At 52.1% G+C, this 22885-nt stretch carries 22 protein-coding genes and 1 pseudogene; 14 read left to right on the top strand and 9 right to left on the bottom strand.

Going from position 1 to position 22885, the window contains the following annotated elements; all coding sequences use genetic code 11:
* Positions 1–41: 41 nt before the first annotated feature.
* From BBA90_RS18520 to BBA90_RS01855, 3 genes are all read left to right on the top strand, one after another.
* Complete coding sequence (locus tag BBA90_RS18520; protein ID WP_075050693.1) at positions 42–758, top strand: helix-turn-helix transcriptional regulator; 717 nt, start codon at positions 42–44, stop codon at positions 756–758.
* Between the two features lie 344 nt (positions 759–1102).
* Positions 1103–1411: an NIPSNAP family protein gene (locus BBA90_RS01860; RefSeq protein WP_065647621.1), complete on the top strand. Its 309-nt coding sequence runs from the start codon at positions 1103–1105 to the stop codon at positions 1409–1411.
* A gap of 402 nt (positions 1412–1813) precedes the next feature.
* Positions 1814–2104: a hypothetical protein gene (locus tag BBA90_RS01855; RefSeq protein WP_065647620.1), complete on the top strand. Its 291-nt coding sequence runs from the start codon at positions 1814–1816 to the stop codon at positions 2102–2104.
* Between the two features lie 105 nt (positions 2105–2209).
* Here the strand turns inward: BBA90_RS01855 and BBA90_RS01850 are convergent, their stop codons facing one another.
* Positions 2210–2647, bottom strand: coding sequence for a VOC family protein (locus BBA90_RS01850; RefSeq protein ID WP_065647619.1), 438 nt, complete (start codon positions 2645–2647; stop codon positions 2210–2212).
* A gap of 530 nt (positions 2648–3177) precedes the next feature.
* Positions 3178–3735 (bottom strand): histidine phosphatase family protein, encoded by a 558-nt coding sequence (locus BBA90_RS01845; RefSeq protein ID WP_240484873.1) that lies wholly within the window; start codon positions 3733–3735, stop codon positions 3178–3180.
* Positions 3736–4329: 594 nt separating this feature from the next.
* Between BBA90_RS01845 and BBA90_RS01840 the strand changes: the two genes are divergently transcribed.
* The 7 genes and pseudogenes from BBA90_RS01840 to BBA90_RS01810 form a co-directional block, all read left to right on the top strand.
* Positions 4330–5316 carry an autoinducer 2 ABC transporter substrate-binding protein gene (locus BBA90_RS01840; RefSeq protein WP_065647618.1) on the top strand — a complete coding sequence of 329 codons (987 nt, stop codon included), beginning with the start codon at positions 4330–4332 and terminating at the stop codon, positions 5314–5316.
* A 249-nt stretch (positions 5317–5565) separates the two neighbouring features.
* Positions 5566–7086: a sugar ABC transporter ATP-binding protein gene (locus BBA90_RS01835; RefSeq protein ID WP_065647617.1), complete on the top strand. Its 1521-nt coding sequence runs from the start codon at positions 5566–5568 to the stop codon at positions 7084–7086.
* Positions 7079–8068: an ABC transporter permease gene (locus BBA90_RS01830; protein WP_065647616.1), complete on the top strand. Its 990-nt coding sequence runs from the start codon at positions 7079–7081 to the stop codon at positions 8066–8068. Before BBA90_RS01835 ends, BBA90_RS01830 begins: the two co-directional genes overlap by 8 nt.
* 1 nt (position 8069) lies before the next feature.
* Positions 8070–9023, top strand: coding sequence for an ABC transporter permease (locus BBA90_RS01825; protein WP_065647615.1), 954 nt, complete (start codon positions 8070–8072; stop codon positions 9021–9023).
* 28 nt (positions 9024–9051) lie between these two features.
* Positions 9052–10692, top strand: a complete 1641-nt coding sequence (locus tag BBA90_RS01820) for an FGGY-family carbohydrate kinase (protein WP_065647614.1) — start codon at positions 9052–9054, stop codon at positions 10690–10692.
* Complete coding sequence (locus BBA90_RS01815; RefSeq protein ID WP_065647613.1) at positions 10689–11294, top strand: KpsF/GutQ family sugar-phosphate isomerase; 606 nt, start codon at positions 10689–10691, stop codon at positions 11292–11294. Before BBA90_RS01820 ends, BBA90_RS01815 begins: the two co-directional genes overlap by 4 nt.
* A gap of 13 nt (positions 11295–11307) precedes the next feature.
* Positions 11308–11709: pseudogene (locus tag BBA90_RS01810) on the top strand (glutathione S-transferase); the annotation flags it as partial.
* Between the two features lie 99 nt (positions 11710–11808).
* Here BBA90_RS01810 and BBA90_RS01805 read toward each other — a convergent pair.
* From BBA90_RS01805 to BBA90_RS19395, 3 genes are all read right to left on the bottom strand, one after another.
* Entirely contained in the window at positions 11809–13041 is a 1233-nt protein-coding gene (locus BBA90_RS01805; RefSeq protein WP_065647670.1) for an MFS transporter, read from the bottom strand.
* 537 nt (positions 13042–13578) lie between these two features.
* Positions 13579–14157: a DUF4142 domain-containing protein gene (locus BBA90_RS01800; protein WP_065647612.1), complete on the bottom strand. Its 579-nt coding sequence runs from the start codon at positions 14155–14157 to the stop codon at positions 13579–13581.
* 178 nt (positions 14158–14335) lie between these two features.
* A complete protein-coding gene (locus BBA90_RS19395) occupies positions 14336–14575 on the bottom strand; it encodes a hypothetical protein (protein ID WP_139074146.1) in 240 nt (79 codons plus the stop codon).
* 146 nt (positions 14576–14721) lie between these two features.
* On the opposite strand from BBA90_RS19395, the gene BBA90_RS01795 reads away from it, so the two are divergent.
* Positions 14722–15228 (top strand): GNAT family N-acetyltransferase, encoded by a 507-nt coding sequence (locus tag BBA90_RS01795; protein ID WP_065647611.1) that lies wholly within the window; start codon positions 14722–14724, stop codon positions 15226–15228.
* A 483-nt stretch (positions 15229–15711) separates the two neighbouring features.
* On the opposite strand, the gene BBA90_RS01790 is transcribed toward BBA90_RS01795, so the two are convergent.
* On the bottom strand, positions 15712–16923 hold the full coding sequence (locus BBA90_RS01790) for an MFS transporter (RefSeq protein WP_084798736.1): 1212 nt from the start codon (positions 16921–16923) through the stop codon (positions 15712–15714).
* 117 nt (positions 16924–17040) lie between these two features.
* On the opposite strand from BBA90_RS01790, the gene BBA90_RS01785 reads away from it, so the two are divergent.
* Together BBA90_RS01785 and BBA90_RS01780 are read left to right on the top strand one after the other, a co-directional pair.
* Positions 17041–17514 (top strand): winged helix-turn-helix transcriptional regulator, encoded by a 474-nt coding sequence (locus BBA90_RS01785; RefSeq protein ID WP_065647610.1) that lies wholly within the window; start codon positions 17041–17043, stop codon positions 17512–17514.
* A 106-nt stretch (positions 17515–17620) separates the two neighbouring features.
* Positions 17621–17887 (top strand): hypothetical protein, encoded by a 267-nt coding sequence (locus BBA90_RS01780; protein ID WP_065647609.1) that lies wholly within the window; start codon positions 17621–17623, stop codon positions 17885–17887.
* Positions 17888–18129: 242 nt separating this feature from the next.
* Here the strand turns inward: BBA90_RS01780 and BBA90_RS01775 are convergent, their stop codons facing one another.
* The 3 genes from BBA90_RS01775 to BBA90_RS01765 all read right to left on the bottom strand — a co-directional run bounded on the left by BBA90_RS01775 (position 18130) and on the right by BBA90_RS01765 (position 21673).
* Positions 18130–18603, bottom strand: a complete 474-nt coding sequence (locus tag BBA90_RS01775) for a hypothetical protein (RefSeq protein ID WP_065647608.1) — start codon at positions 18601–18603, stop codon at positions 18130–18132.
* Between the two features lie 293 nt (positions 18604–18896).
* The gene (gene fhuE, locus BBA90_RS01770) at positions 18897–21059 is read right to left on the bottom strand and encodes a ferric-rhodotorulic acid/ferric-coprogen receptor FhuE (RefSeq protein ID WP_075050692.1); all 2163 of its coding nucleotides are present in this window, start codon (positions 21057–21059) and stop codon (positions 18897–18899) included.
* 347 nt (positions 21060–21406) lie between these two features.
* Complete coding sequence (locus tag BBA90_RS01765; protein ID WP_065647606.1) at positions 21407–21673, bottom strand: YdgH/BhsA/McbA-like domain containing protein; 267 nt, start codon at positions 21671–21673, stop codon at positions 21407–21409.
* Positions 21674–22252: 579 nt separating this feature from the next.
* Between BBA90_RS01765 and BBA90_RS01755 the strand changes: the two genes are divergently transcribed.
* Positions 22253–22873, top strand: coding sequence for a LysE family translocator (locus tag BBA90_RS01755; RefSeq protein WP_065647604.1), 621 nt, complete (start codon positions 22253–22255; stop codon positions 22871–22873).
* The last annotated feature ends 12 nt before the right edge of the window (positions 22874–22885 follow it).

The following is a 22885-nucleotide window of genomic DNA, read 5'->3' as shown; positions in this document are numbered from 1 at the left end:
AAAGAATGAGACTTCACTATTGCATGGAGCATTGACAGAACATGTCAGCATCGGGACCGAAGCGTGCAGAGCGCCTACTCAATCTTCTGCAGATTTTGTATCAGCATCGCTATCCGGTAAGCGGACACTGGCTTGCTCGAGAGCTTTCCATCAGCCTTCGCACGCTTTACCGTGATGTTCACGCACTGCGTGCTCAGGGGGCAGACATTCAAGGTGAAGCCGGCACGGGATTTCTGCTTTCCCGGAGCCATCATTTGCCGCCTGTGATGTTTACCCCTGAGCAGCTTGACGCGCTGGCGCTCGGTTTGCGATGGGTAGCTGTATATGGTGATGCGGGTATAGCAAAAGCAGCTTCTGAGGTGACGGGCAAGATCCGGCAAGGTCTGCCTCCACAGCTAAAGACGCTGTTTGATGACTCGACGCTATTAGTCGGAAAGACTCAGGTTGCCCATCACAATCCTGAAAATCTGAACTCTCTTCGAAGCGCCATCAGGCGGAGACAGAAAATCCGGACAGGTTATACAGACAGGTCAGGTAATGTGAGTGAAAGAACGATATGGCCTTTCGCTTTAGGTTATTTCTCAGGAGATATTGTGCTTGCGGCATGGTGTGAAAAACGTAATGCCTTCCGCCATTTCGACGTAACGCGATTCACATCTCTTCAACTTATGCGGGAAGGATACCCTCATTCCCGACATCGCTTACTCCGCATGTGGCGCAGTGCAAGCCTGGATAAAATAACCCCTGGGCATAGCTAAACTGAATGCCAGTGTTCCAGAATATTCAAGCTTGCCAATATCTATTAATTTGTCCGCTTTTTGCTCTTTGCGGACATGGGCCTGCAAATCAGTCCGCTTTTCGCTCATAGTGGGCATTCAGCACCGACAGTCCGCACTGTGCCAGAAGCAGACGTTGCAAATATCACTGTTTTAATAAGAGGGTAAGTGTTTTTATGTCTACAGAGCTTCCTTAACTTCACGTTGTCATGGCACCAGGTAAGGGCACCACGGTGGTGTTGTGATAAAACATCGTGATTTTTGCAGGTTTTATAGTGGTCAGTAATCTATCCCTAATCACCCTCTTATCTTAAGGCATCACTGATATGGTCACCTGTTTTCTAAAGTACGTCATAGATCCCTATAAGCTGGATGAGTTTGAGTCTTACGCGCGGGCATGGATTCCTATTGTGAATCGTATGGGGGGAAATCATCACGGTTATTACCTGCCTCACGAGGGAGCTAACAATCTGGCCTATGCTCTTTTTAGTTTTCCCAGCCTTGCGGCATATGAAGCATATCGTGAAGAAATGAAGAGAGATCCTGAATGCCTTTCTGTCTTTGCAACTGAACAGGTTAATCGAAGCATCATAAGTTATGAACGAAGCTTCATGCGGCCAGTCACTCAGGGATAGGAAACCCTGATAGACAGTGGCACGAATGCACTTTAATGCTGAAAGAGAGTGTCCGCAGGATCACGTGAGGTTGGCAGAATGGGTAAGGGAAAGCGCAGGTTGCCTGAATGCAGCCTTTACGGCAACAGTCGCATCGATCGCGAGTGACCTGACCTGCTGCCTGCAAATGAATATACGACCTCATAAGCAAACTCTTCCCCACTATCGGATAACCACGAACATCCGCTCCTCACTCTTTGCGGACGTTAAGATACGCAGCGGGCTGAGTTCTCCCGGAGTTGATCAGGACGGGGCTCAGAACAGTAAGCGTATTTGCTTAGGACATATCTCAATTACCCGTTATTTGTTCAGGAACACCTATAATTTAAGTTATCTTAAATTATACATCTGTCAGGTATCGCTATGACCAGTTATACAGTCCGGATTGAGCTAAAGGAGCAGACCGAAAAAGCGCACATTGAGCTGATGTTTGCCATGCTTGAGAACGGTTTTTCACGAAGCGTCGTCTGCAGGCGGGGGTTCACGTATGCCCTGCCGACGGACGAGTTCGTCTACGTGGGTTCTGAAAAGATTACGGATTTAATGAGCCGGGTATGCACCCTGCTGAGCAGCTTCAGTGAGGCGCCCGTCGTGCTGATAACCGGTGCCGGAGAGCGGTGCTGGTCAGGCCTGCGCGTGATTAACCTTGAATAGCCCAGCCCTGTTCAGCAGCTCCGGTCGTCGCGCTGCAGAATGATGCCTGACCCGGTAACCGCCTGCATGTGCGTCATACCAGTACGCGGTGACACGATGTGGACTTTATTGACCCTGCTCCATCAACTCTAGCGTCTGTCCATCGGGGCTTTGTAAATAGATTACTCTGGTTCCCTGCATGGGGCCTGATAAGATTGTCTGCGGTTTACCTGGTGTCTTCCAGCCATACTCAGATGCTTTACTCAAGAGCGTATCAATATCCTCAACTATAAATGCAAGGTGAGCATAGCCAGGGATATAAGGTACTGAAGGTTCTTCTGGCTGTTTGATGTTATCGTATTGCAGTAATTCAATTTTGATGCCAGCCAGTTCAAGCAACGCCATTCGCACATCAGCGCCCCTTGCGCCTGTCACTTCATCAATGATAGGCCCAGACATTTTTCCTTCGCGTAATAACTTTCCGCCAAGAATATCAGTCCAGAAAAATAATGACTCTTCAATGCTTCTGACTGAAAATCCGACGTGATCTGCTTTTTTTATCATACAATTACCTGCTGTGCGCGGCTGCATCGTAAACCAATATCAATTATAGAAAACCTGAATGTTCGCTGTGAGCAAACATATCTGAATGGCTTAATTGAACATACTACTGTCCGGACCCGGGTACTGCTGTTGCAGTCAGAAAAGATTCTATTCCTGTATGCTTAGACACCCTGGACGACGTGCTCCGGAGAACAGAAAAACCGTTGAGCTGATTTCTATATCGGAACTACGTGGTCACGGCCCGGCGTTGGGTAGAGCAGCTCTCACCGGTCCGGCCGTAAAAATGACGATGCAGGTTATCTTTGTGGTTGCGGATTCTGAGCGTGCATATGCAGGTATGGCGCGTGCTAAGGCATCAGGAAGGTGATCCTGACGTAGAGAGCATATGTGTTCCTTCACATTCAGAAGGGGCAGAAAGCATACATGTCCCCAGACAAGCAGCACAACGATTGATAGTATAATTTTCGATCAAAGCGAAACGACTCATTTCCAATGTCTGAATAGGCCAGATGTGCCCTTTCCATATTTACTTACTGAAGCCTGTAGCTACTTGCGTTCCAGTAACCACTACCCTGATAACGATATTCTTTGAAACCCAACGACCTCAGTTCCCTTGCAATTAGCCGATTCATTACTCCATGTCCCATAAGCAGCACGGGGCCGTCAGATCTTTTTGCAAACGCTGCAAGGATACCCGCAGCCTGAATAGCACGTTTCTTTGCTATTCCAACGCGCTCTACGTCACGGGATATGCCGCATAACCACATGACGCGGAAAAAAACAGCCCATACGGTCGGGGATAGCCTGAAACCGGGCATAGGAAATACCGGCAGATCTGCTTCCCTGAAAACCTCATCAATGACATCCGGTTCAAGGTCTAATGCTTTCAGGGAAGAAAGTGCTCTGGGAAGAGGGCTACTCAGGATTTGCGATGCGCTGAACGCCAATGATTTACTGGACTCAGGCGGTATATCTTCTCCTGTATCAGAACGATCATAATCTGCAATCCAGTTGGACATTTCACGGCTCGTTACTTTCGCAGAGCCTGTAAAAGCGGGCTTTCCATGACGCATTAAAATAATTTCCATACAACGCTTCTTGCTTGTGGTCCTTCCAGGCGGTCAGACTAACGCGATAAACATATGACGCACCACTACTTTGTCCAGAATTGACACTGATCGATGAGATGATATGTCAGGTGAGAATCACTGTATGAAAAAGTAAATACCTTAATACACACGTCACACCGTCATGATGTCCGCTTAGCGCCACAACCGGACGGTTTACGTCGCTTCCCGGTTTGCCGCAAGGCGAAACCGGGGCCTGCCCGCTGCCTTCGTGACCCTGTTCACACTCTGCTCAAATAAAAAGCATGGCCGCTACCAGACTGAAGATAAAAACACCGCCGACGGTCGGTTAAGTTAATTTATTGTTAATAAAATACGTAATAAATGTTAATTAAAGATAAGATCTTAGCCCCGTAAAATAGTAACCTGGCTCAAAACGCATTTTTATAACTTATTTTTTACATAAAAAACCACCTAATTTAACAATTTTGGGCATTGCTCACATTTCGCTCAAGGGCGAGCGAAAAGCGATATCCCCTTACGTTAATCTCAGAACGTGGATGTGAAAGCTGTCGCCTGTCCCCTTTATCAGAACCTCATAAGAAAGGTACCGAAATGAAATTTAACCTCGCATTAGTCAGTGCATGTGTGGTTTCAGCATGCATGTTATTTACAACACCTTCATTTGCCGCCAAACCTTACGATATCGCCGTCGTTGCCAAAGTTACGGGCATTCCCTGGTTTACCCGTATGGAGGTCGGCGTAAAAGAAGCCGCGCAGAAACTGGATGTCAACGCATACCAGGTCGGTGCGTCTACCCCGGATCCGGCCCAGCAGGTCAAGGTTATTGAAGATTTGATCGCTAAAAAAGTTAACGCAATCATTGTGGTACCCAATGACGCTAAAGTGCTGGAACCGGTGCTGAAAAAAGCCCGCGATCAGGGCATCGTGGTATTAACGCATGAATCGCCCGATCAGCAAATTGGCCAGTGGGATGTCGAAACCATCGACAGCCAGAAATATGCTCAGGCCAACATGGATGAGCTGGCAAAAGATATGGGTGGCAAAGGGGGTTACGCCATTTATGTCGGCTCTCTGACCGTGCCATTGCACAATGCGTGGGCGGATGCTGCGATTAAATATCAGAAAGAGAAGTATCCGGACATGCATGAAGTGACTTCACGTCTGCCGGTGGCCGAAAATATTGATAAGTCATACTCCACCACGCTGGATTTAATGAAAACCTACCCTGACCTGAAGGGGATTATCGGTTTCGGCTCGCTCGGCCCTATCGGTGCCGGTCAGGCTGTTCAGCAGAAACGTGCAAAAAACAAAATTGCAGTTGTCGGTATCGCTATGCCAGGCCAGGCGGCTCCTTACCTGATGCGCGGTGATATTAAGAAAGTTCTGCTGTGGGATCCGAAAGATGCCGGTTACGCCCTGGTGACAGTTGCCGATCAGCTGCTTCAGGGTAAAGAAGTGACTAAAGAGCTGAGTATCGAAAAATTGGGCAAAGCCGATGTAGATATGGACAAAAAAGTGATCCGCTTTAATAAAATTCTTGAAGTCACACCAGAGAATGCGAAATCACTTGGCTTCTGATGGGTCATTTTAATTATTTTATTTTCCGGAGATATATTATCTCCCGCGCTACACCAGGCAAATAGAAACAGATACGGCGTTGTATGCTGTGCTGTATCTGAATTTCTACTGAGAGATTGAAAACCTATATCCTAAATAACCCGGATTGGGTGTGCATGAATTCCTGCGATCACATCCGTCAGTGATCCGCAGGAGTAAGTGCAGCCAAAGCCCCAGCCCGAATATAATCAGTATGCTTAAGGATCTGTGATGGATACGCTCAACACGCCCCCTGCCCCTGCTGAAGCCTTTATCAGCCTTGAGAAAATCAGTAAAAAGTTTCCCGGCGTATTAGCACTGGATAATGTCAGCCTGACGCTCAATAAAGGCGAAGTGCATTGTCTGGCCGGTCAGAATGGCTGTGGCAAAAGCACCATAATTAAAGTTATTTCCGGCGTCTATCAGCCGGAAAAAGGCGCGGCGATTACGCTGGACGGAAAACTATTTCATACCCTGACGCCGCAGCTCTCTTCCTGGTACGGTATTCAGGTTATTTATCAGGATCTGTCTCTCTTCCCAAATCTGTCGGTAGCCGAAAATATTGCTATTAATCGTTATCTTCCGGGCGGTGATTTTTGGGTACATCGTGAGTCAATGCGCAAAAAGGCTGTGGCGGCGATGCAACGGGTCGGCGTTTCTCTGGATCCGGATCGTAAAGTAGAAAAGCTTTCAATCGCCGACCGTCAGTTAGTGGCAATATGCCGCGCAATCGCCGCTGATGCCACGCTGGTGATCATGGATGAACCCACGGCATCACTGACCCGCACTGAGGTCAATGGCCTGCTGCGGGTAGTAAGTGAGCTGAAAGCCGCCGGTATCTGCGTGGTGTTTGTCAGCCATCGTCTGGATGAAGTAATGGAAGTGGCCGACCGTATCAGCGTGATGCGCGACGGCAAACTGGTCGGCACCTGGCCGGCGAGCGAACTCGACAGCAACGAGCTGGCGTTCCTGATGACCGGGCAGCGCTTTACCTACAGCCACCTGCCGCATCGGGCACCCGCCGGGGTGACGCCGCTGCTGGAGGTCCGCCATCTGAGCCGCAAGAGCCAGTATCATGATATTTCGCTGTCGCTGCGTCAGGGCGAGATCACATCGATTATTGGCCTGCTCGGTTCCGGGCGTACGGAACTCTGCCTCAGCCTGTTCGGCATGAGTCAACCGGACAGCGGCGAGATCCGTATCAACGGTAATGCAGTGAAATTCCACTCTAACCGTGACGCTATCCGGCACGGTATTGCCTATGTGTCAGAAGACCGTCTGACGCAGGGGCTAATCATGGAGCAATCCATTTACGACAACACGCTGGTATCCATTTTTGACAAACTGCACACCCGCGCCGGATTGATGGATCACCACAAAGCCGCCCAGGTGGTGAAAGAGCTGATTCGTGACCTGAACATTAAAGTTTCGGACAGCAGCTTGCCCGTGAAAACGCTTTCCGGCGGTAATGCACAGCGTATCGCCATCGCCAAATGGGTAGCGACGCGGCCACATATCCTGATCCTCGATTCGCCGACTGTCGGCGTGGATATTGCCAACAAAGAGGGAATTTACCGCATCGCGCGCGATCTGGCAGAGTCCGGCATGGCGGTGCTGATGATTTGCGATGAGATCCCGGAAGCGTATTACAACAGCCATCGCGTGCTGGTTATGCGCAAAGGTGAACTGGTAGCGGAATTTGCGCCGCATCAGAGCAGCGAAGCGCAGATTGCGGAGGTGATCAATGGGTAATAAATCGCTCTCGAAACTGTTTTCACAGCACGAATTCTGGCTGGGATTGCTGGTTCTGCTGTTGGTGATTGGTCTGAGCGTCCGCACCAGCGAGTTTATGACGCTGGGTAACCTGACGGATGTCGCCACCAGCTACGCCATTCTCGGCATCCTGGCCTGCGGTCTGTTTGTGGTGCTGATTGCCGGAGGTATCGACATCTCCTTCCCGGCCGTAACCTCCATCGGCCAATATGTGATGGCGAGTTACATCATCCATCACGGCGGCAGCTTCCCACTGGCATTTGCTATGTCGATGGGTACCGGTTTGCTACTTGGGCTGGTCAACGGTTTTCTGGTTTACTGGCTGCGCGTGCCGGCCATCATTATCACCATCGCCACACTGAACCTGTTCTACGGTTTGCTGGTGTATCTCACTAACGGCACCTGGCTGTACGGTTTCCCCGACTGGTTTATGAACGGCATTAACTGGTTCTCCTTTACCGCCGCCGACGGTTACGACTATGGCCTCACCCTGCCGCTTCTCAGCCTGCTGGGGGTGATCATCGCTACCGGTGTACTGATGAACCGGACCCGCGTGGGTCGTCAGATTTACGCTATGGGCAGCAATCGTGATGCCGCTTCGCGTCTTGGTCTGAATATTTTGCGGCTGCATTTCTACGTCTACGGTTTTATGGGTTTGCTGGCGGGCATTGCTGCCGTGGTGCAGGCGCAAATCACTCAGTCGGTCGCGCCCAACTCCCTGCTCGGTTATGAGCTGACGGTCCTGGCCGCTGTAGTTTTAGGCGGGACCAGCATGACCGGCGGGCGTGGCTCGCTGACCGGCACCATTCTGGGCGTAATGCTGCTGGCCTTTCTGCAGAATGGTTTGACCTTACTCAGCATTTCATCTTACTGGCATCAGGTATTCAGCGGCGTGATCATTCTGGTCAGCATCAGCAGCACCGCGTGGAATGAAAAACGCAAACTGGCAAAGGGAATGTGACATGACAACCTTAAACCGGCTCTTCCCCGGCGACCGCATCATCCGTCTGCAGTTGCTGATTATCGTCGCCGTTGCCGTGCTGTTCTCGTTCACGCTGGGCGGCAGCTTCTACAGCGTCGGCAATTTCCAGTCGATCGCTTCACAGTTACCGATTCTGGGCATGCTGGCGCTGGGAATGGGGATCACCATGCTTACCGGCGGTATCAACCTTTCGATCATCGCCGGTGCCAATGCCTGCTCGCTGGTGATGGCGGCCATTCTGGTGGCGCACCCTGACCAGCCGCAATATTTCGCGCTGGCGCTGCTCGCCGGACTGGCCGTAGCGGTAGCCATTGGCGTGCTCAATGGTGCGCTGATCGCGTATATCGGCGTTTCGCCGATTCTGGCGACGCTCGGTACCATGACGCTGATCGCCGGGCTGAATATTCTGCTGACCAACGGCGCAGTGCTTTCCGGCTTTCCGGCGGCGATTCAGTATCTCAGTAACGGCAGCCTGATGGGCATTCCGGTTGCCCTGCTGTTATTCCTGCTGGTAGCGCTGCTGCTGTGGGTCCTGCTGGAACATACCACGCTGGGGCGCAGCCTGTATCTGATGGGCTCCAACGAACAGGCTACACGTTTTAGCGGTGTTAACACGCACAAAGTCACCATCGCAGTGTACGTGCTTTCTGCGCTGCTCGGATGGGGTGCAGCACTGCTGATGATGTCCAAATTTAACTCGGCGAAAGCGGGCTACGGCGACGCCTATTTACTGGTGACCATTCTGGCCTCTGTGCTCGGCGGAATTAATCCCGACGGCGGTTTTGGCCGGGTTATCGGGCTGGTACTGGCGCTCATCGTCCTGCAAATGCTGGAGAGCGGCCTGAATCTGATGGGCGTCAGCAGTTACCTGACTATGGCGCTGTGGGGTTGCGTCCTGATCCTGTTTATCGCACTGCAAAACAGAAAATCATAAGCGAAAGCTTTCTCAGAAAGGAAAGAACATGGCGAGTTATTTTATTGGCGTAGACGTAGGAACCGGCAGCGCCCGCGCGGGTGTTTTCGATATGACTGGCCGTATGCTCGGTCAGGCCAGCCGTGAAATCACGTTATACCGCCCGAAAGCTGATTTTGTTGAGCAGTCTTCCGACGAGATCTGGCAGTCCGTCTGTAACGCGGTGAGAGACGTAATCAGCCAGGCCGATATCAATCCGATTCAGGTGAAAGGCATCGGTTTTGACGCGACCTGTTCGCTGGTGGTGCTGGATAAAGAGGGCAAACCCCTGACTGTCAGTCCGTCCGGACGCAGTGAGCAAAACATCATAGTGTGGATGGATCATCGCGCCATCACTCAGGCAGAACGCATCAATGCCACCGGCCATCGCGTGCTGGAGTTCGTTGGTGGAATTATCTCGCCGGAGATGCAGACGCCCAAACTGCTCTGGCTGAAACAGCACATGCCGACCACCTGGAACAACGTCGGGCATCTGTTCGACCTGCCAGATTTTCTTACCTGGCGCGCCACGCAGGACCCTACGCGCTCGTTATGTTCCACCGTCTGCAAATGGACCTATATCGGTCATGAAGACCGCTGGGATCCAGGTTATTTTCGTCAGATCGGTCTGGAAGATTTGCTGGAAAACAACGCATCAAAAATCGGCAGCGAAGTAAAAGCTATGGGTGAGCCGCTGGGGCATGGGCTGACACAGCGCGCTGCCGCAGAAATGGGACTGATAGCGGGTACCGCGGTCAGCGTCTCGATTATTGATGCTCACGCAGGCAGTCTTGGCATTCTTGGCGCCAGCGGTGCATCCGGCGAATCAGCGGATTTTGACAACCGCATCGCACTCATTGGCGGCACATCTACGGCGCATATGGCGATGTCGCGTAGCGCGCGCTATATCGGCGGCATCTGGGGGCCCTATTATTCGGCGATCCTGCCAGATTACTGGTTGAATGAAGGCGGACAATCCACTACCGGCGCGCTGATTGACCATGTGATTCAGTCGCACCCCTGCTATCAGGATCTGCTTAAACAGGGCAAAGACAGCGGTAAAAACATTTATGAGGTCCTCAACGGCATTCTGCGCAACATGGCGGGCGAATCTGAGAATATTGCGTTTCTGACTAAAGATATTCATATGCTGCCCTATTTTCACGGCAATCGCTCACCGCGCGCCAACCCGACACTGACTGGCACGCTGACGGGCCTGAAATTGTCACGCACGCCGGAAGACATGGCGCTGCATTATCTCGCTACCATACAGGCGCTGGCGCTCGGCACTCGCCACATTATTGAAACCATGAACCAGAATGGTTACTGCATTGATACGATGATGGCGTGTGGCGGCGGCATCAAAAACCCAATCTTTGTGCAGGAGCACTCCAACGCAACGGGCTGCGCAATGCTGTTGCCGGAAGAGAGTGAAGCGATGCTGCTTGGCAGCGCTATGATGGGCACCGTCGCGGCGGGCGCTTATGACTCGTTGCCAGAAGCGATGGCCGCCATGAGCCGTATCGGTAAGACCATCACGCCCCAGACAAACAAAATCAAAGAGTATTACGATCGTAAGTACCGCGTCTTCCATGAGATGTATCACGACAGTATGAAATACCGGCATCTGATGCAGGGGGAATCGCAATGACTGCGGATGAAGAATTTGCCCTGGCGTGTCAGGGCTGGCAGACCTACAGCCAGGAGTTACTGGCGCTGCAGCGTCATCTCAATGCCGCGACCTGGCAGCAGCTGCTGATGCTGGTCACCGGCTGCCAGGGAAAAATTGCCGTGACGGGCGTTGGTACCTCGGGCATTGCTGCCCGAAAAATCGCCCACATGCTGGCATGCGTCGAGCAGCCGGCGGTGTATCTCAGCGCTACCGATGCGGCCCATGGCGATCTGGGCTTCATGCGCAGCAACGACCTGATGATCCTGATATCACGGGGCGGCAACTCTGAAGAGCTGACGCGCCTGTTGCCGACGCTTAAAACCAAAGGCGTGACGATTATTAGCGTGACGGAGAATCCGGACTCAGCCATTGCCCGCGCCGCCACGCTGGTGGTGAAAACGCATATTCAGCGTGAAATCGACCCGCTTAATATGTTAGCCACTACCTCTATTGTGCTGGTGCTGGCGGTATTTGATGCGCTGTGCGGCAACATTATGCTGCGTAACGGCTTCGATCAGAAGCGGCTGCTGAACGTTCATCCGGGCGGCAACGTCGGTAAAATGCTGCGCGAACAGGATTAAACAGGAGAGCCCGATGCTGACAGTATGGGGAAGGAAAACATCATCGAATGTGCAGGCGCTGATGTGGTGCATAGGCGAAATGGGTCTGCCGTATAAACGTCACGATGCAGGGCATAAGTATGGCGGCACAGACTCTGAGGCGTTTTACGCCCTTAATCCCAATCGTACTGTACCGGTCTTGCAGGATGACGCGAATCCCCCTCTGTGGGAAACAGGCGCGATATTGCGTTATCTCGCTCATCGGTATGGGAGTGAAAGCTTCTGGCCTGCTGAGCTGTTAGCTAAAACCGACGTTGATCGATGGGCTGAGTGGTCAAAGCTTAATATTGCGCAGGCATTCACTGCGCCCGTCTTCTGGCGGGTGGTGCGCACGCCTGAAGACAAACGGGACGCTGAGGCTATTCAGTCAGCCGTAGCGTAAAACCGGAATAGACCACCCGCCTCTGGCTCATAACGGACCTTGCCACCCGGCATCAGTCCGCTCTGTGTCAGAAACGGTATCACTTTTAGAGTATCACCGGCTGCGCTTTGTATCCGGCATGAACAGCGTAGCGAAGCCCAGCAAAGGCAGGAAAGCACACAGGCTGTAAACCCACTCAATGCCATAGACATCCGCCATTTTTCCAAGACCCGCAGCGGCGAGCCCGCTGATACCAAACATCGTGCCAAACATGATCCCGGCTACCATTCCTGCACGACCGGGAACGATTTCCTGAGCGTATACCACCAGCGCAGAGAATGCCGATGAGAGGATCAGGCCGATAAAAATGGTGAACACAATAGTCCATACCAGACCTACATGGGGCAGTAACAGCGAAAAAGGGATAACGCCTAAAAATGAAATCCACACCACCGCCTTACGACCAATGCGATCGCCGATCGGTCCGCCGGCAAAAGTGCCGACCGCCACGGCTGCAAGAAATGCAAACAGGCAGAACTGCGCGTGCTCCAGCGGCATGCTGAAGCGGTGCACGAGGTAAAACGTAAAATAGTTACTCAGTGAGGCGATATAGGTAAATTTAGCGAACATCAGAACGCTGACCACAGCCAGCGCCTGAAAAACTTTTGCCCGGGAAAATGTCTGCAGCGCGGCGCTGCTGTGGCGCTTCATGTGCGCCTGACCGTGGCGGGCGGACCACTGGCTAAGCCGGGTCAGAATGACAATGGCGACCAGCGCACACAGCATTAGCCAGGCCACAGAAAGCTGGCCATGAGGAATAATCAGCAGTGCGGCCAGCAGAGGACCAAACGCCGATCCCGCATTCCCGCCGACCTGAAAAGCGGACTGCGCGGTACCAAAGCGTCCTCCCGACGCCATGCGGGCGATGCGTGAGGCTTCCGGATGGAAAACGGACGAGCCAACGCCAATCATCGCCGCGGCAAGTAAAATCATCATGAAATTCCCGGCAACCGCGAGCAACCCGATCCCCATGAGGGTGACGCCCATGCCCGCAGGGAGCAGAAAGGGTCTGGGGTGTTTATCGGTGTAAAGGCCTACCCAGGGCTGAAGCAGAGACGCCGTTATCTGGTATACAAAAGATATCAGGCCAATCTGCGCGTACGTGAGCGTAAAGCTTGCCTTAAGCATGGGATAGATTGAGGGCAATACGGCCTGAATCATGTCATTACAGCCGTGCGCAAGCGCTGTAGCCCCTACGATGCTGGCAAGGAACCCCTGAGCGGAGCCGGCGGTTTCTGAGGAAGGGATCGCCGGAGAATGTTCGGGTTCTGTAGAATGCGAAGCCATATTCATGTCTCTTTGCAGATGAAAGTAAGTCGGTTTTAAAGGTCTGATGCCGGGACCGTTAATGCTGCAGAATCCGTGCCTGTGCCGGGTGGCATCGATCAGCTGATAAACCCGCACCGGATAACAGCAGTGAGTGACCTGGCAGATCTGGCGACCATGTCAGGCATGATGTTCTCCCGATTTTTATACAGGATACAGGATCCATTGTCAGAAACAGGATGCATCAGTGCCCGGCTGCATCTTGCTGCACCCTGTTGAGCTAAATATACGCGTGATTGATAAAGACTTACGACGTCTGCATCTGTCCGCTTTGTGTGAGAGCGGAACCTGGCATGATGACGCTGTAGCTGTGCGAACATCAGCTGCGGATCTATTCTGGCGAACAACCCGTAAAGTGAGTGTCAGCTTGCGACAGCGTCCAGGCGGGCGTTATGCGGCTTCTTTAGGTGTAAAAACCGCGCCTGTTCTTTAATGCTGACACTCACAACGTTTTTACTGCAACGCTTTATATTTACATCTCAGGGGACTGTAAGGTAGTTATTTACCGGCTTGTGACATCTCCTGAGCAGACTTCAGATGTTCCTCGACAACCGGCGTATGCGCGTCAGCCAGCGCTTTGACGTCAGGGTCCTTAATCTTTTTTGCGTCACTCTGCAGGGTCGACAGCACCATCTTGTGATCCTGAGTGCCGGCGTTTGTCATATACATCTTGTCAAATTCAGCGCCGCTCTGTTTTTCCAGTTTAGCGGCCATAGTTTTGTGCTTAGCGTCTGGCTCAGTTGGCAGCGTTACGCCTTTTTGTTCAGCGACTGTCTGAACTTTGGTGAGAGCAGCGCTATGATCGTCTACCATTTTCTGCGCATACGCTTTTACGTCGCTACTTTCCGCTTTGTTCAGCGCGATTTTGCCGGCGGCGACTTCATTGATATTGGCCTGCGCCATATCCTTCAGCGCTTTTTCATCGCCGTTACTCAGTTTGCCGCCCGACATACTCTGGCTGGCAGCGCCATTCTGTGCTGCGCTGGCTGGCGTCTGAGCATACACGCCAGCCGTGCTAAACATTGCTACTACTGCCGACAGGGCCAGCACGCGTTTCAGGGTTTTATTCTTATGCATATTGTTCTCCGGAATATTTATACGATGGCTGACGTCAGGCTATTAACCCCGGACAGCCTTGCAGGGAAATCAGAAGTGCATTAGTCAGTATAGACAGGGAAAAAGAGAGGCATGAGCCGGACTTGCCTGCCGTGCTATATCCCGGAAGATCTGCATATGACAGGTCAGAATGAGATCGTTAAAAGCGAGTCGCGAAAAATCTGCGCGCTTTCAAAAAAACGAAGCGATTCTTTCTGAGAGTGATCAATGCAATAAGCAGGTTGTACATTCCTAAACCTTCACTGAATTTCGGGGGAGTTCCTTCCTGAACAAGCGCCAGCAATTTTGACGTTGCCGGATGCCGGATAACCCGCCCGGCAAAAACGCTAACTGAGGCATCTGAGATAAGGTTGAAACAGGCGATCAGGATAACAGTCAATTAACCGGGCCCCTTAAAGATTTCATTAACCAGCATTGAAAATAACGCCGGCTTATGCCGGAAGGTGATGCTGTTTACTGCGTAATAGGTTATTTTTTTGAAAGCGGGGCACAAGGTTAACATCGCCGCATAAAAAGGAGTGTTAAATGGAAATAGCAACTGCGCGCTTACAGCTCGAACCTTTTAATGACTCTCACTATCAGGGGCTCAGGGCGATGGATAATGATGCCAGCGTGATGCGTTATATCAACAAAGGTGTAGTTAAAACCCCGGAAGAGACCATGGAAAGTATCAGGCGTGTGCAGGCCCGCTGGGATAAATACGGGTTTTCATGGTGGGCGATCAAACATAAGCGTTCCGGCGTGTTCATTGGTGCAGCCTGCCTCCAGCACCTGGCAAACGTTGAGGATGCCCCCTTAGAGATTGGCTGGCGGCTTGTTCCTGAACAGAATGGTAAAGGCTATGCGACGGAGGCCGCTAAAGCGATTATAGATTTCGCGGTAACGCAGGCGGGCGCAACCTACCTGGTGGCTGTCGCCGACCCTGACAACATCCCCTCTCATAGAGTAATGCAGCGATTAGGCATGACTTACAAAGCAAAAGAACAGCATTACAATGAGATCTGCGTTGTTTACGAACTTCACGCCGGTTAACCGTAATGCAGTTCTGATACAAGGTCCGCTTTAAGTCAGAAGCGGACGCTGGCAACGCTATCAGAATGTATATTTTGACGAACACGCCACAGAAGACTTTGCAGCCTCCTGGGACTTAATATATTCAAAAATTCCCTTTATTGATGCTTTGTCCGGATGGTTTACTTCACTCAAATGAATGGATAAGGGTATGACTGTTCGCTCTTAGCGCATATCTGTGTATATATTGTGCGCTTTAAAACCCACCGGACGTTTAAGGTAAATAACACCGGTACCTGATGTTTTTCTAATCGATGCGGAAGAGGTCGGGTCGCTTATAGAAACGATCGGTCTGTTTAGCAACCCGGCGAACGCAGCGCAGATCAATGAGTCAATAACGCAAGCGGAGCGCGGTGAATTTGCCGAAGTGAACTATTACGTTTACAAAAAAGTTGCGGCTCCGGATGATTGTGATCATGCTGGCGAAGAGCAGATGATGTGCTTTCATTGCTGATATACCTTTATCCCGTAAAGTAATGCACAAACGCTTATCAGTGCGCCTGCGCAGCAGACTGCATACCACCCCCATATCGCATACAGATGCGTTGCTGTGATGGCACCCAGCGCACTACCCAGTGAGTAAAAACACATGTTGGCGCCAACCAGCCGGCTTGCCGTTTCAGGCCGGGCGGCAAGAATAGCGCTTTGATTGATCACATGAACCGCCTGAACCGCAAAATCCAGCATCATAATGCCCGCGAGTAAAAGCCACCAGGATCTCTCAAGACCTGCCAGCGGCAGCCAGCACAGAGTCAGCAGCAGCAGCGCAATAGCGCTTATGTGGGCACCTTTCCCCCTGTCAGCCCAGACCCCGGCCCTTGAAGCTGCCAGTGCACCGGCCACGCCAGCCAGACCAAACAGACCGGTTTGGGTAAGCGAGGCAGACAGGGCGGCGAGGGGTAATACCATGGAGGTCCACATCAGGCTAAAAGCGGTGAAAATCAGGAAAGTCATGATTCCACGTTGACGCAGTCGGGAGTCGGTGATGAAAAGCGCAAACATGGACTGCACAAGCGAAAGATATGAGGCACGCAACCGTGGTAAACCCGGGGCTGGTATCAGCACCGACAGCGTAACAGTCAGCATCAGCAACAAGCCTGCGGCCGTGAAATAGACTGCCCGCCAGCCTGCAATATCTGCAATCATGCCGGAAGCAACCCGGGCAAGCAGTATGCCCAGTACAATACCGCTGGTGATGCTGCCAACCACACGGCCGCGCTGTGACGGCGCGGCGGCGGTAGCCGCCCACGCTACAATAACCTGTGCGACAACGGCCATCACCCCCACCAGCAGCAACGCGCAGAGCAGCATAATAAAACGGGTTGCCAGCGCCGCCACGGTTAAAGCCACCGCAGAAAGCAGTAGCTGAATGATCACCAGTTTTTTCCGATCGCACCTGTCTCCCAGCGGCACCAGTAACAGCAGGCCCAGCGCATATCCCGTTTGCGTGATGGCGACAACGCTTCCCAGGGAGCCCGGGGCCACATGCAGGCTTTTAGCGATCGCTTCCAGCAGGGGCTGCACCATATAGACATTTCCGACAGCAAGCGCGCTCGTTAACGAAAACAGCAGGACTGCCCGGGAGGAAAGCGTGTGGTTGTCTTCTGCTGGTATGCCTTTTTTGCCGTCTGCTGCCCCGCCTGGTATCTCAGCCATATTGCCCTCAAGTTTTAATTTGAAACCACTTTTATAACTACCTGTATAGGTTTCTTTTTGCAACTTCTTTTCAGGCTGGATATGCTGACAGGCGTAAAACGACATAAGGACGACGCAATGGCAAAACAGAAATCGCTTCAGACCAGTGAGTGTCCTGTTGCCCGGGCCGTGGAGTCGATTGGTGAGCGCTGGTGCTTCATGATCCTTCGTGAAGCGTTTGACGATGTGCGCAGATTCAGTGAGTTCCGGAAAAACCTGGGGCTGGCAAAAAACATACTGGCAACACGTTTAAAACACTTAATTGAGATAGGTGTACTTGAGATCAGCCCTGCTTCCGATGGCAGTGCCTATAAAGAATATATTCTGACCGACATGGGTCGATCTGCCTTTCCCGTTGTGGTTGCCATGCGGCAATGGGGTGAGCGTTACCTGTATAAACAAGGTGAAATGCATTCGGTGTTGCTGGATAACGTTAACGGCGAGCCGCTGTTGACACTGGAAGTTCGTGCCTCAAATGGTCGCGTCCTTGGGCCCGCTGATTGTTACCGTAACAGCGTTATTACCGCTAAAAAAGCTGAACACGACTGTTAACCCCTGTTCTTAAAACCGTATGCGTTGCCGGGGCGGGCATTTTATTTATGCCGGAACTACAGTTAACGGTGAGGTTGTCATTGACGCGTATCAGGAGGTGTATTCAGTGTTTGAACACGACGACGATCAGGAGAAACCTGTCATCGGAGAGGCAGCACTCAACCTTGCACTGGCGGGACAGGACATTAACCAGCAAACTTTAACAGAGGCGCTGGATTTGATGGCTGGTAATGCCGCTAACGCGGTCAGAGCGGAGAAAATCAGAAAAGCCAAACACTGGCTTAATGGTTTTTCTCAAACTGATATGCGTGAACAGGGTGGGCTGCACTTAACGATGAGAGCAGACCCGGACGACGACGGAAAACACCACTAAACGTTGCCCGGCTCCGGCCGGAAAACGACGAAGATAAGCCAGCCTCATAACGGGCGCGTCCGACGCGTACCGGCCGGAGAAGCTGTCAGGGATGACACCCGGTTGTTTATTCAGGTAAAACCTGCAGGAACGGATAAAAGGCACATAACCTGCCCTCACCCCATCATCAACGTCTTATCCTGGCCTCAGTCAGAAACCCGAGCTGCCCCGCTTTATAGTGACCCGCCAGGATCATCCTGTCATTAATGACGGTCAGAACGCGTGGCGAAAAAGACCACTGCAGCTCCGAGAGCAACAATGAGCGTATCTTCAATCAGGCCACTTCTGGTCTGCCCGATATCTGCTATGGCTTTTTTGCGTGCTGCGAGCGTGGCATAAGCCAGTGGCACAGCGGCAGAAATAGCTATCGCGGCCCCGGTTTTTTCCTCTCCCCTGGGCGCCAGCGCGGCCCCGGCAATCCCGGCACTGGCCACGCGCGCAGACAGACCCGGAAATACAGTGCGGTCCGGCGCTGACTGCATTTTGTCACCAAACAGTTCCCCTATCCCCATCGCTAACGCGCCATATTTAAATAGCGGCCGGTCCAGCAGCAGCAGCGTGCCAGAGGTATCGCGCTTCGCAAGGCGTGCCACAGCAAGCGCTGCCATCGGCGTCATTGAACGGCAGCTGGCGACAACGCCAATCAGGGCAGAATAAACAAAATGCGTTATTTTCATTCGTGATCTTCCGGATAGTGAGAAATTTATTTGTTCTTGCGTTCTGCCGGGATATAAGGCAGGAACGCGCTATGTAATAAACACATTCACACGGCCACATTATCAAAACGCTTTTTACCTGCGTGCCGGACTTTAGATTGCCGGCAGAATGCCGGTGCAGGTCCGGCTGGAATAGTCAGTATAGATGAGCGGCCTGAGCGTGCAGAAAGGAGACAAGCGTGCGGGTAATAACGGAAGCATTCAGGCATGTCAGCGTGTTGCATGCCTGAATGCGGATATTGAGTGTTGCGCAGTCAGAATTGCCAGGAGACACTGACGTTCACATTTCGTGGCTCACCATATACGTAACTGTTCATATAGCTGTAATAGTGGCGATCAAAAAGATTATCGAGGTTGGCCTGCACGGCAACCTGCTTATTCACCTGATAGCGGGCAAACAGCGAAGCCAGCGGATAGCTGCCCTGATACACCCGTACGCTCTCACCGCTGGCGTTGGTCACATCCTTAAATACCCGATTCTGCCAGTTAACGCCGCCGCCAATGGTCAGATCAGGAATGGCAGCCAGCTGATAACGGGTAAAAAGCTTAAAGGAAGTCTGCGGCTGGTAGCTGTTAAAGCGGCCACGTTTGTCACGCGCAACGTAGCGGGTGGCACCAAACGTCAGTTGCAGATTGTCAGTCAGTGCGCCATTCAGTTCAAACTCTGCGCCTTTACTCACAGCACCTTTAGCGGCGACATAAGCCTGCTCGCTGCCACTCAGGTAGACCCCATCAAGCGCCTGACCGACATCATCCTCTTCGATACGGAATATCGCCACGGTGGCAGTGAGCAGGCCATCGTTCCAGGCAGATTTCAGCCCGGTTTCATAGCTTTTCCCGGTTACGGGTGACAGGTAACCGCCACGGGTATCGCGATAGGTCTGCGGCAGGAAAATAGCGGTGTAACTGCCATAAGCGGACCAGGTTTCATTGATGTCATACACCAGCCCTGCATAAGGTGTGGTGTTATTCTTGGTCATTTCTCCGCTGCTGCCGGTGGTGCTCCACTGGGTATAGCGCGCGCCAACAATCAGTGACAGCGGATCGGCCAGCGACAGACGTGCTGCGCTGTAAACGGATTTCTGCCGGACCGTGTCATTGGCGTTGCGATACCAGCCCTGCCACGCCGGCTCCGCTACATTACCGCGCCAGTGGTTATCAAAAATACCCATATCTGCAGCAGTGATCTCACGTGCTTCTGCATCGCTGAAACCATCCTGACTGTAAGTGGCATTGTGCTGCCGACTGTAACTGGCACCCGCCATTAACAGATGCTGACGACCAGCCAGCTCAAAGGGGCCGCTGGCAAAGCCATCAACAGAGTCCAGTTTACGCTTGCCGCGATCCATGCTGCCGTAGCCGGTCGTCCCCTCACCGCTCTCCCGATCGGGATTCCCCATCACATAGAGCAGCTTATCGCTGAACCTGTTTTCGGCATGCGTGCCGTTGATATGCATATTCCAGCCGTTATCAAAGTGATGCTCAATATCTGCAAAGACTTTACGGGAGTGGGTATTGTAGCGTGCCCAGCTGGCTGCTGAATTCAGGCTGCGATCGTAATGCGTGGTGGCATTGTTGCTGTAAAACATCGGCAAACCACCCCAGGTCGGATTGCCGGTGTTGTTATCTTCGTAGTCATACCCCAGCGACACGGTGGTGCTTTCGGAAAGATCGGCATCCAGTACACCGTAAATAAACTTTTTAGTCTTCTGATAGCGATCCAGCCAGCTCTGCTGGTCAGTGTAGCCGCTCACAACGCGGCCACGCAGGCTGCCATCCCCGTTCAGCGGAGAAGAGAGATCTGCCACATAACGCTGCTTATGCCAGCTGCCATAGCTGGCACTTAGCGTCCCGGTAGCGATTTTGCTGTCGGCATGTTTGCGCACCATGTTGATTGAAGCAGCCGGGCTGCCCGCGCCGGTCATCAGGCCGGTTGCACCGCGCACGATCTCAATGCGGTCATAAATGGCGGAGTCAGATGCTGCATCACCGTAATTCCATGCGTCATTGACTAACGCCGGAATACCATCAAACGTAAAGTTGCTGACTTTGAAGCCGCGTGAATAGTACTCAGAGCGTTCACTGTCGATAAGATTAGTGGATATGCCGGTAACGTTGGTTAATACATCATTAACCGACTGCAAATCCTGATCCTGCATGCGCTGCTGTGTCACGACGCTAAGAGACTGCGGTACATCGCGCGGTGTCAGCATTAATTTCGTGCCTGCGCGGGTGGTCTGCACCGCATAGTTCTGGTTACTGAGCGCACTGTTATCGGCCGGATTAGTGCTGACAATCATCTCCTGTGCATCCTCCTCAGCTGCCCGGGCAGGAGTAAGAAGAGTATGTACGGTCAGTGCCAGTAATGAGATGCTGAAGAGGTTGTTAAGCCCTGATTCCCTGCTATAAAAAGCCATAAATTTTCCATTACGCGTGGGTATAAGGTTAAGCCGTTCTGTGCTGGTTATCATCGTTATCCGTGCAACACAGGCAGGCTGAAGCCAGATTCATTATGCGAATGGCAATGATAATCATTTGCTTTAGCAATTCTCTAAAAGATTCCAGCGAAAATGTAACTTTTTGTAAAAAACAGAAGAATCATATGGATAGAAACGGAAACCTGGCAATGACATGGGGTTAAATTGTGTCGATTCAGGAAAAGGTGAGGCAGGCAGCAGGTATCAGCGATGATAACAGGGAGGTCTGGCGGAGCAAGTCAGGCAGGCCATCCATAGCCTGCCGCTGGTATATAACAGGCCCGCTTTTACTTGTACACGGTAGCGGTAGCTGACATCTTTGAACCTTCTTTTGCAGAGGTAATCACGTAGTATTTACCGCCCATTTCATCTGCCTTTTTAGACAGGTCAGCTTTGGCATCTGAAGGTGCAGTCTGCTCTTTCATTGAGCTTATCTTGCCCACTTCCTGATATTGGCTGGCCTGTTCTTTAGTGATCTCCTGCGCGGCTAAAACGGAGCCAGAGGCAAGTGTTCCCAGAAACAGAGCAGCAGCGACCATTATTTTACGTTTCATACATTAGTCCTCGTGGAATAAAAATTAACCGGATGTCCCTATAAACAGATAGTTCAGAATAGAAATAAAGCAACGTTATTTCAGGAGATTTTTTAATTATGCGGGCAGCCCGCTTTAACCTGCAGCCTTCTGCCCTGTCGGGTAATACATTGGCGATGCCGTAGCTGTCACTTTCTTCCTGAATACAATAGCCTGCCTGGCCGTTTCCGGCAGCATGTGATCCGCCCCGGCACCGCCGCCCTTATAGCCCGCGGCAGGAATAGCCGGGCGTTAATATATTTACTGGCTGCAAACCTTCGCCTCTTTTATTTTATTATCACTGACACCGTTTTAACTTTTTTATCACAGCAGATCGCGGCGTCGGATATTTATTTCTGTATGACGGGCCATTACCAGGGCGATGATTATTTCCCCGGGTCGGGTATGCAGCAGTGCGTTTTGCGCTCTGGCGGTAATTGAGCGTTCATCGCGAACGCTATATGCTGCAGATCGCCCGCTGGCCGGGAAGATGATGCTGCACACACCTGCTGCTTAGCAGCCCGGGAGCAGAGAAAACCTGTTGCCTTAAGGAGATAAATGATGATCATGATGGATGCGCTGCTGGCATTCAGCGTTGCCGCGCTGTTACTGACTCTGACGCCGGGCCTGGATACCGCGCTGGTCCTGAGAACGGCAACGGTTGAGGGAAGAAAACAGGCGGTTCACGCGGCGCTGGGTATCAGCACCGGCTGTCTGGTCTGGGGAGCCGCCGTTGCGTTCGGTCTGGGCGCACTCATCGCAGTGTCAGAACTGGCTTATGACATGCTGAAATATTGTGGCGCTCTTTACCTGAGCTGGCTGGGCATTAACATGCTGCTGCGCCCGAGAAAGCAGCTGACACTGGCTGACCATACCGCTAAAAATAGCGCAAACTGGTTTTTGAAAGGCGTACTCGGAAACGCACTCAACCCTAAGATTGGCATTTTCTATGTCTCTTTTTTGCCGCAGTTTATTCCGCAGGGCCACTCACCGGTACTCTGGACGTTTATTCTGGTCAGTATCCATATAGCGATCGGGACGTGCTGGTCGATGATACTGATAAGCGCCACGCGCCCGCTGGCGACAATACTGCGAAAAGAGCAGGTTATTCGCTGGATGGATCGTACCACCGGCGCCATTTTTCTGGCCTTTGCAGCCCGTCTGGCCCTGAGCCGTCGCTGAGCACACTCTTGC

This window comes from Pantoea eucrina, from assembly GCF_001691555.1.
Lineage (GTDB): Bacteria > Pseudomonadota > Gammaproteobacteria > Enterobacterales > Enterobacteriaceae > Pantoea > Pantoea borealis.
The sequence above is the reverse complement of the archived record's forward strand: the minus strand, read 5'-3'. Positions and strand labels throughout refer to the sequence as shown.

What these genes read in the sequence shown, in the direction of transcription:
- BBA90_RS18520 (WP_075050693.1), top strand. Translation starts at nt 42, where the DNA reads ATGTCAGCATCGGGACCGAAGCGTGCAGAGCGCCTACTCAATCTTCTG.
- BBA90_RS01860 (WP_065647621.1), top strand. Translation starts at nt 1,103, where the DNA reads ATGGTCACCTGTTTTCTAAAGTACGTCATAGATCCCTATAAGCTGGAT.
- BBA90_RS01855 (WP_065647620.1), top strand. Translation starts at nt 1,814, where the DNA reads ATGACCAGTTATACAGTCCGGATTGAGCTAAAGGAGCAGACCGAAAAA.
- BBA90_RS01850 (WP_065647619.1), bottom strand. Translation starts at nt 2,647, where the DNA reads ATGATAAAAAAAGCAGATCACGTCGGATTTTCAGTCAGAAGCATTGAA.
- BBA90_RS01845 (WP_240484873.1), bottom strand. Translation starts at nt 3,735, where the DNA reads ATGGAAATTATTTTAATGCGTCATGGAAAGCCCGCTTTTACAGGCTCT.
- BBA90_RS01840 (WP_065647618.1), top strand. Translation starts at nt 4,330, where the DNA reads ATGAAATTTAACCTCGCATTAGTCAGTGCATGTGTGGTTTCAGCATGC.
- BBA90_RS01835 (WP_065647617.1), top strand. Translation starts at nt 5,566, where the DNA reads ATGGATACGCTCAACACGCCCCCTGCCCCTGCTGAAGCCTTTATCAGC.
- BBA90_RS01830 (WP_065647616.1), top strand. Translation starts at nt 7,079, where the DNA reads ATGGGTAATAAATCGCTCTCGAAACTGTTTTCACAGCACGAATTCTGG.
- BBA90_RS01825 (WP_065647615.1), top strand. Translation starts at nt 8,070, where the DNA reads ATGACAACCTTAAACCGGCTCTTCCCCGGCGACCGCATCATCCGTCTG.
- BBA90_RS01820 (WP_065647614.1), top strand. Translation starts at nt 9,052, where the DNA reads ATGGCGAGTTATTTTATTGGCGTAGACGTAGGAACCGGCAGCGCCCGC.
- BBA90_RS01815 (WP_065647613.1), top strand. Translation starts at nt 10,689, where the DNA reads ATGACTGCGGATGAAGAATTTGCCCTGGCGTGTCAGGGCTGGCAGACC.
- BBA90_RS01805 (WP_065647670.1), bottom strand. Translation starts at nt 13,041, where the DNA reads ATGGCTTCGCATTCTACAGAACCCGAACATTCTCCGGCGATCCCTTCC.
- BBA90_RS01800 (WP_065647612.1), bottom strand. Translation starts at nt 14,157, where the DNA reads ATGCATAAGAATAAAACCCTGAAACGCGTGCTGGCCCTGTCGGCAGTA.
- BBA90_RS01795 (WP_065647611.1), top strand. Translation starts at nt 14,722, where the DNA reads ATGGAAATAGCAACTGCGCGCTTACAGCTCGAACCTTTTAATGACTCT.
- BBA90_RS01790 (WP_084798736.1), bottom strand. Translation starts at nt 16,923, where the DNA reads ATGGCTGAGATACCAGGCGGGGCAGCAGACGGCAAAAAAGGCATACCA.
- BBA90_RS01785 (WP_065647610.1), top strand. Translation starts at nt 17,041, where the DNA reads ATGGCAAAACAGAAATCGCTTCAGACCAGTGAGTGTCCTGTTGCCCGG.
- BBA90_RS01775 (WP_065647608.1), bottom strand. Translation starts at nt 18,603, where the DNA reads ATGAAAATAACGCATTTTGTTTATTCTGCCCTGATTGGCGTTGTCGCC.
- fhuE (WP_075050692.1), bottom strand. Translation starts at nt 21,059, where the DNA reads ATGGCTTTTTATAGCAGGGAATCAGGGCTTAACAACCTCTTCAGCATC.
- BBA90_RS01765 (WP_065647606.1), bottom strand. Translation starts at nt 21,673, where the DNA reads ATGAAACGTAAAATAATGGTCGCTGCTGCTCTGTTTCTGGGAACACTT.
- BBA90_RS01755 (WP_065647604.1), top strand. Translation starts at nt 22,253, where the DNA reads ATGATCATGATGGATGCGCTGCTGGCATTCAGCGTTGCCGCGCTGTTA.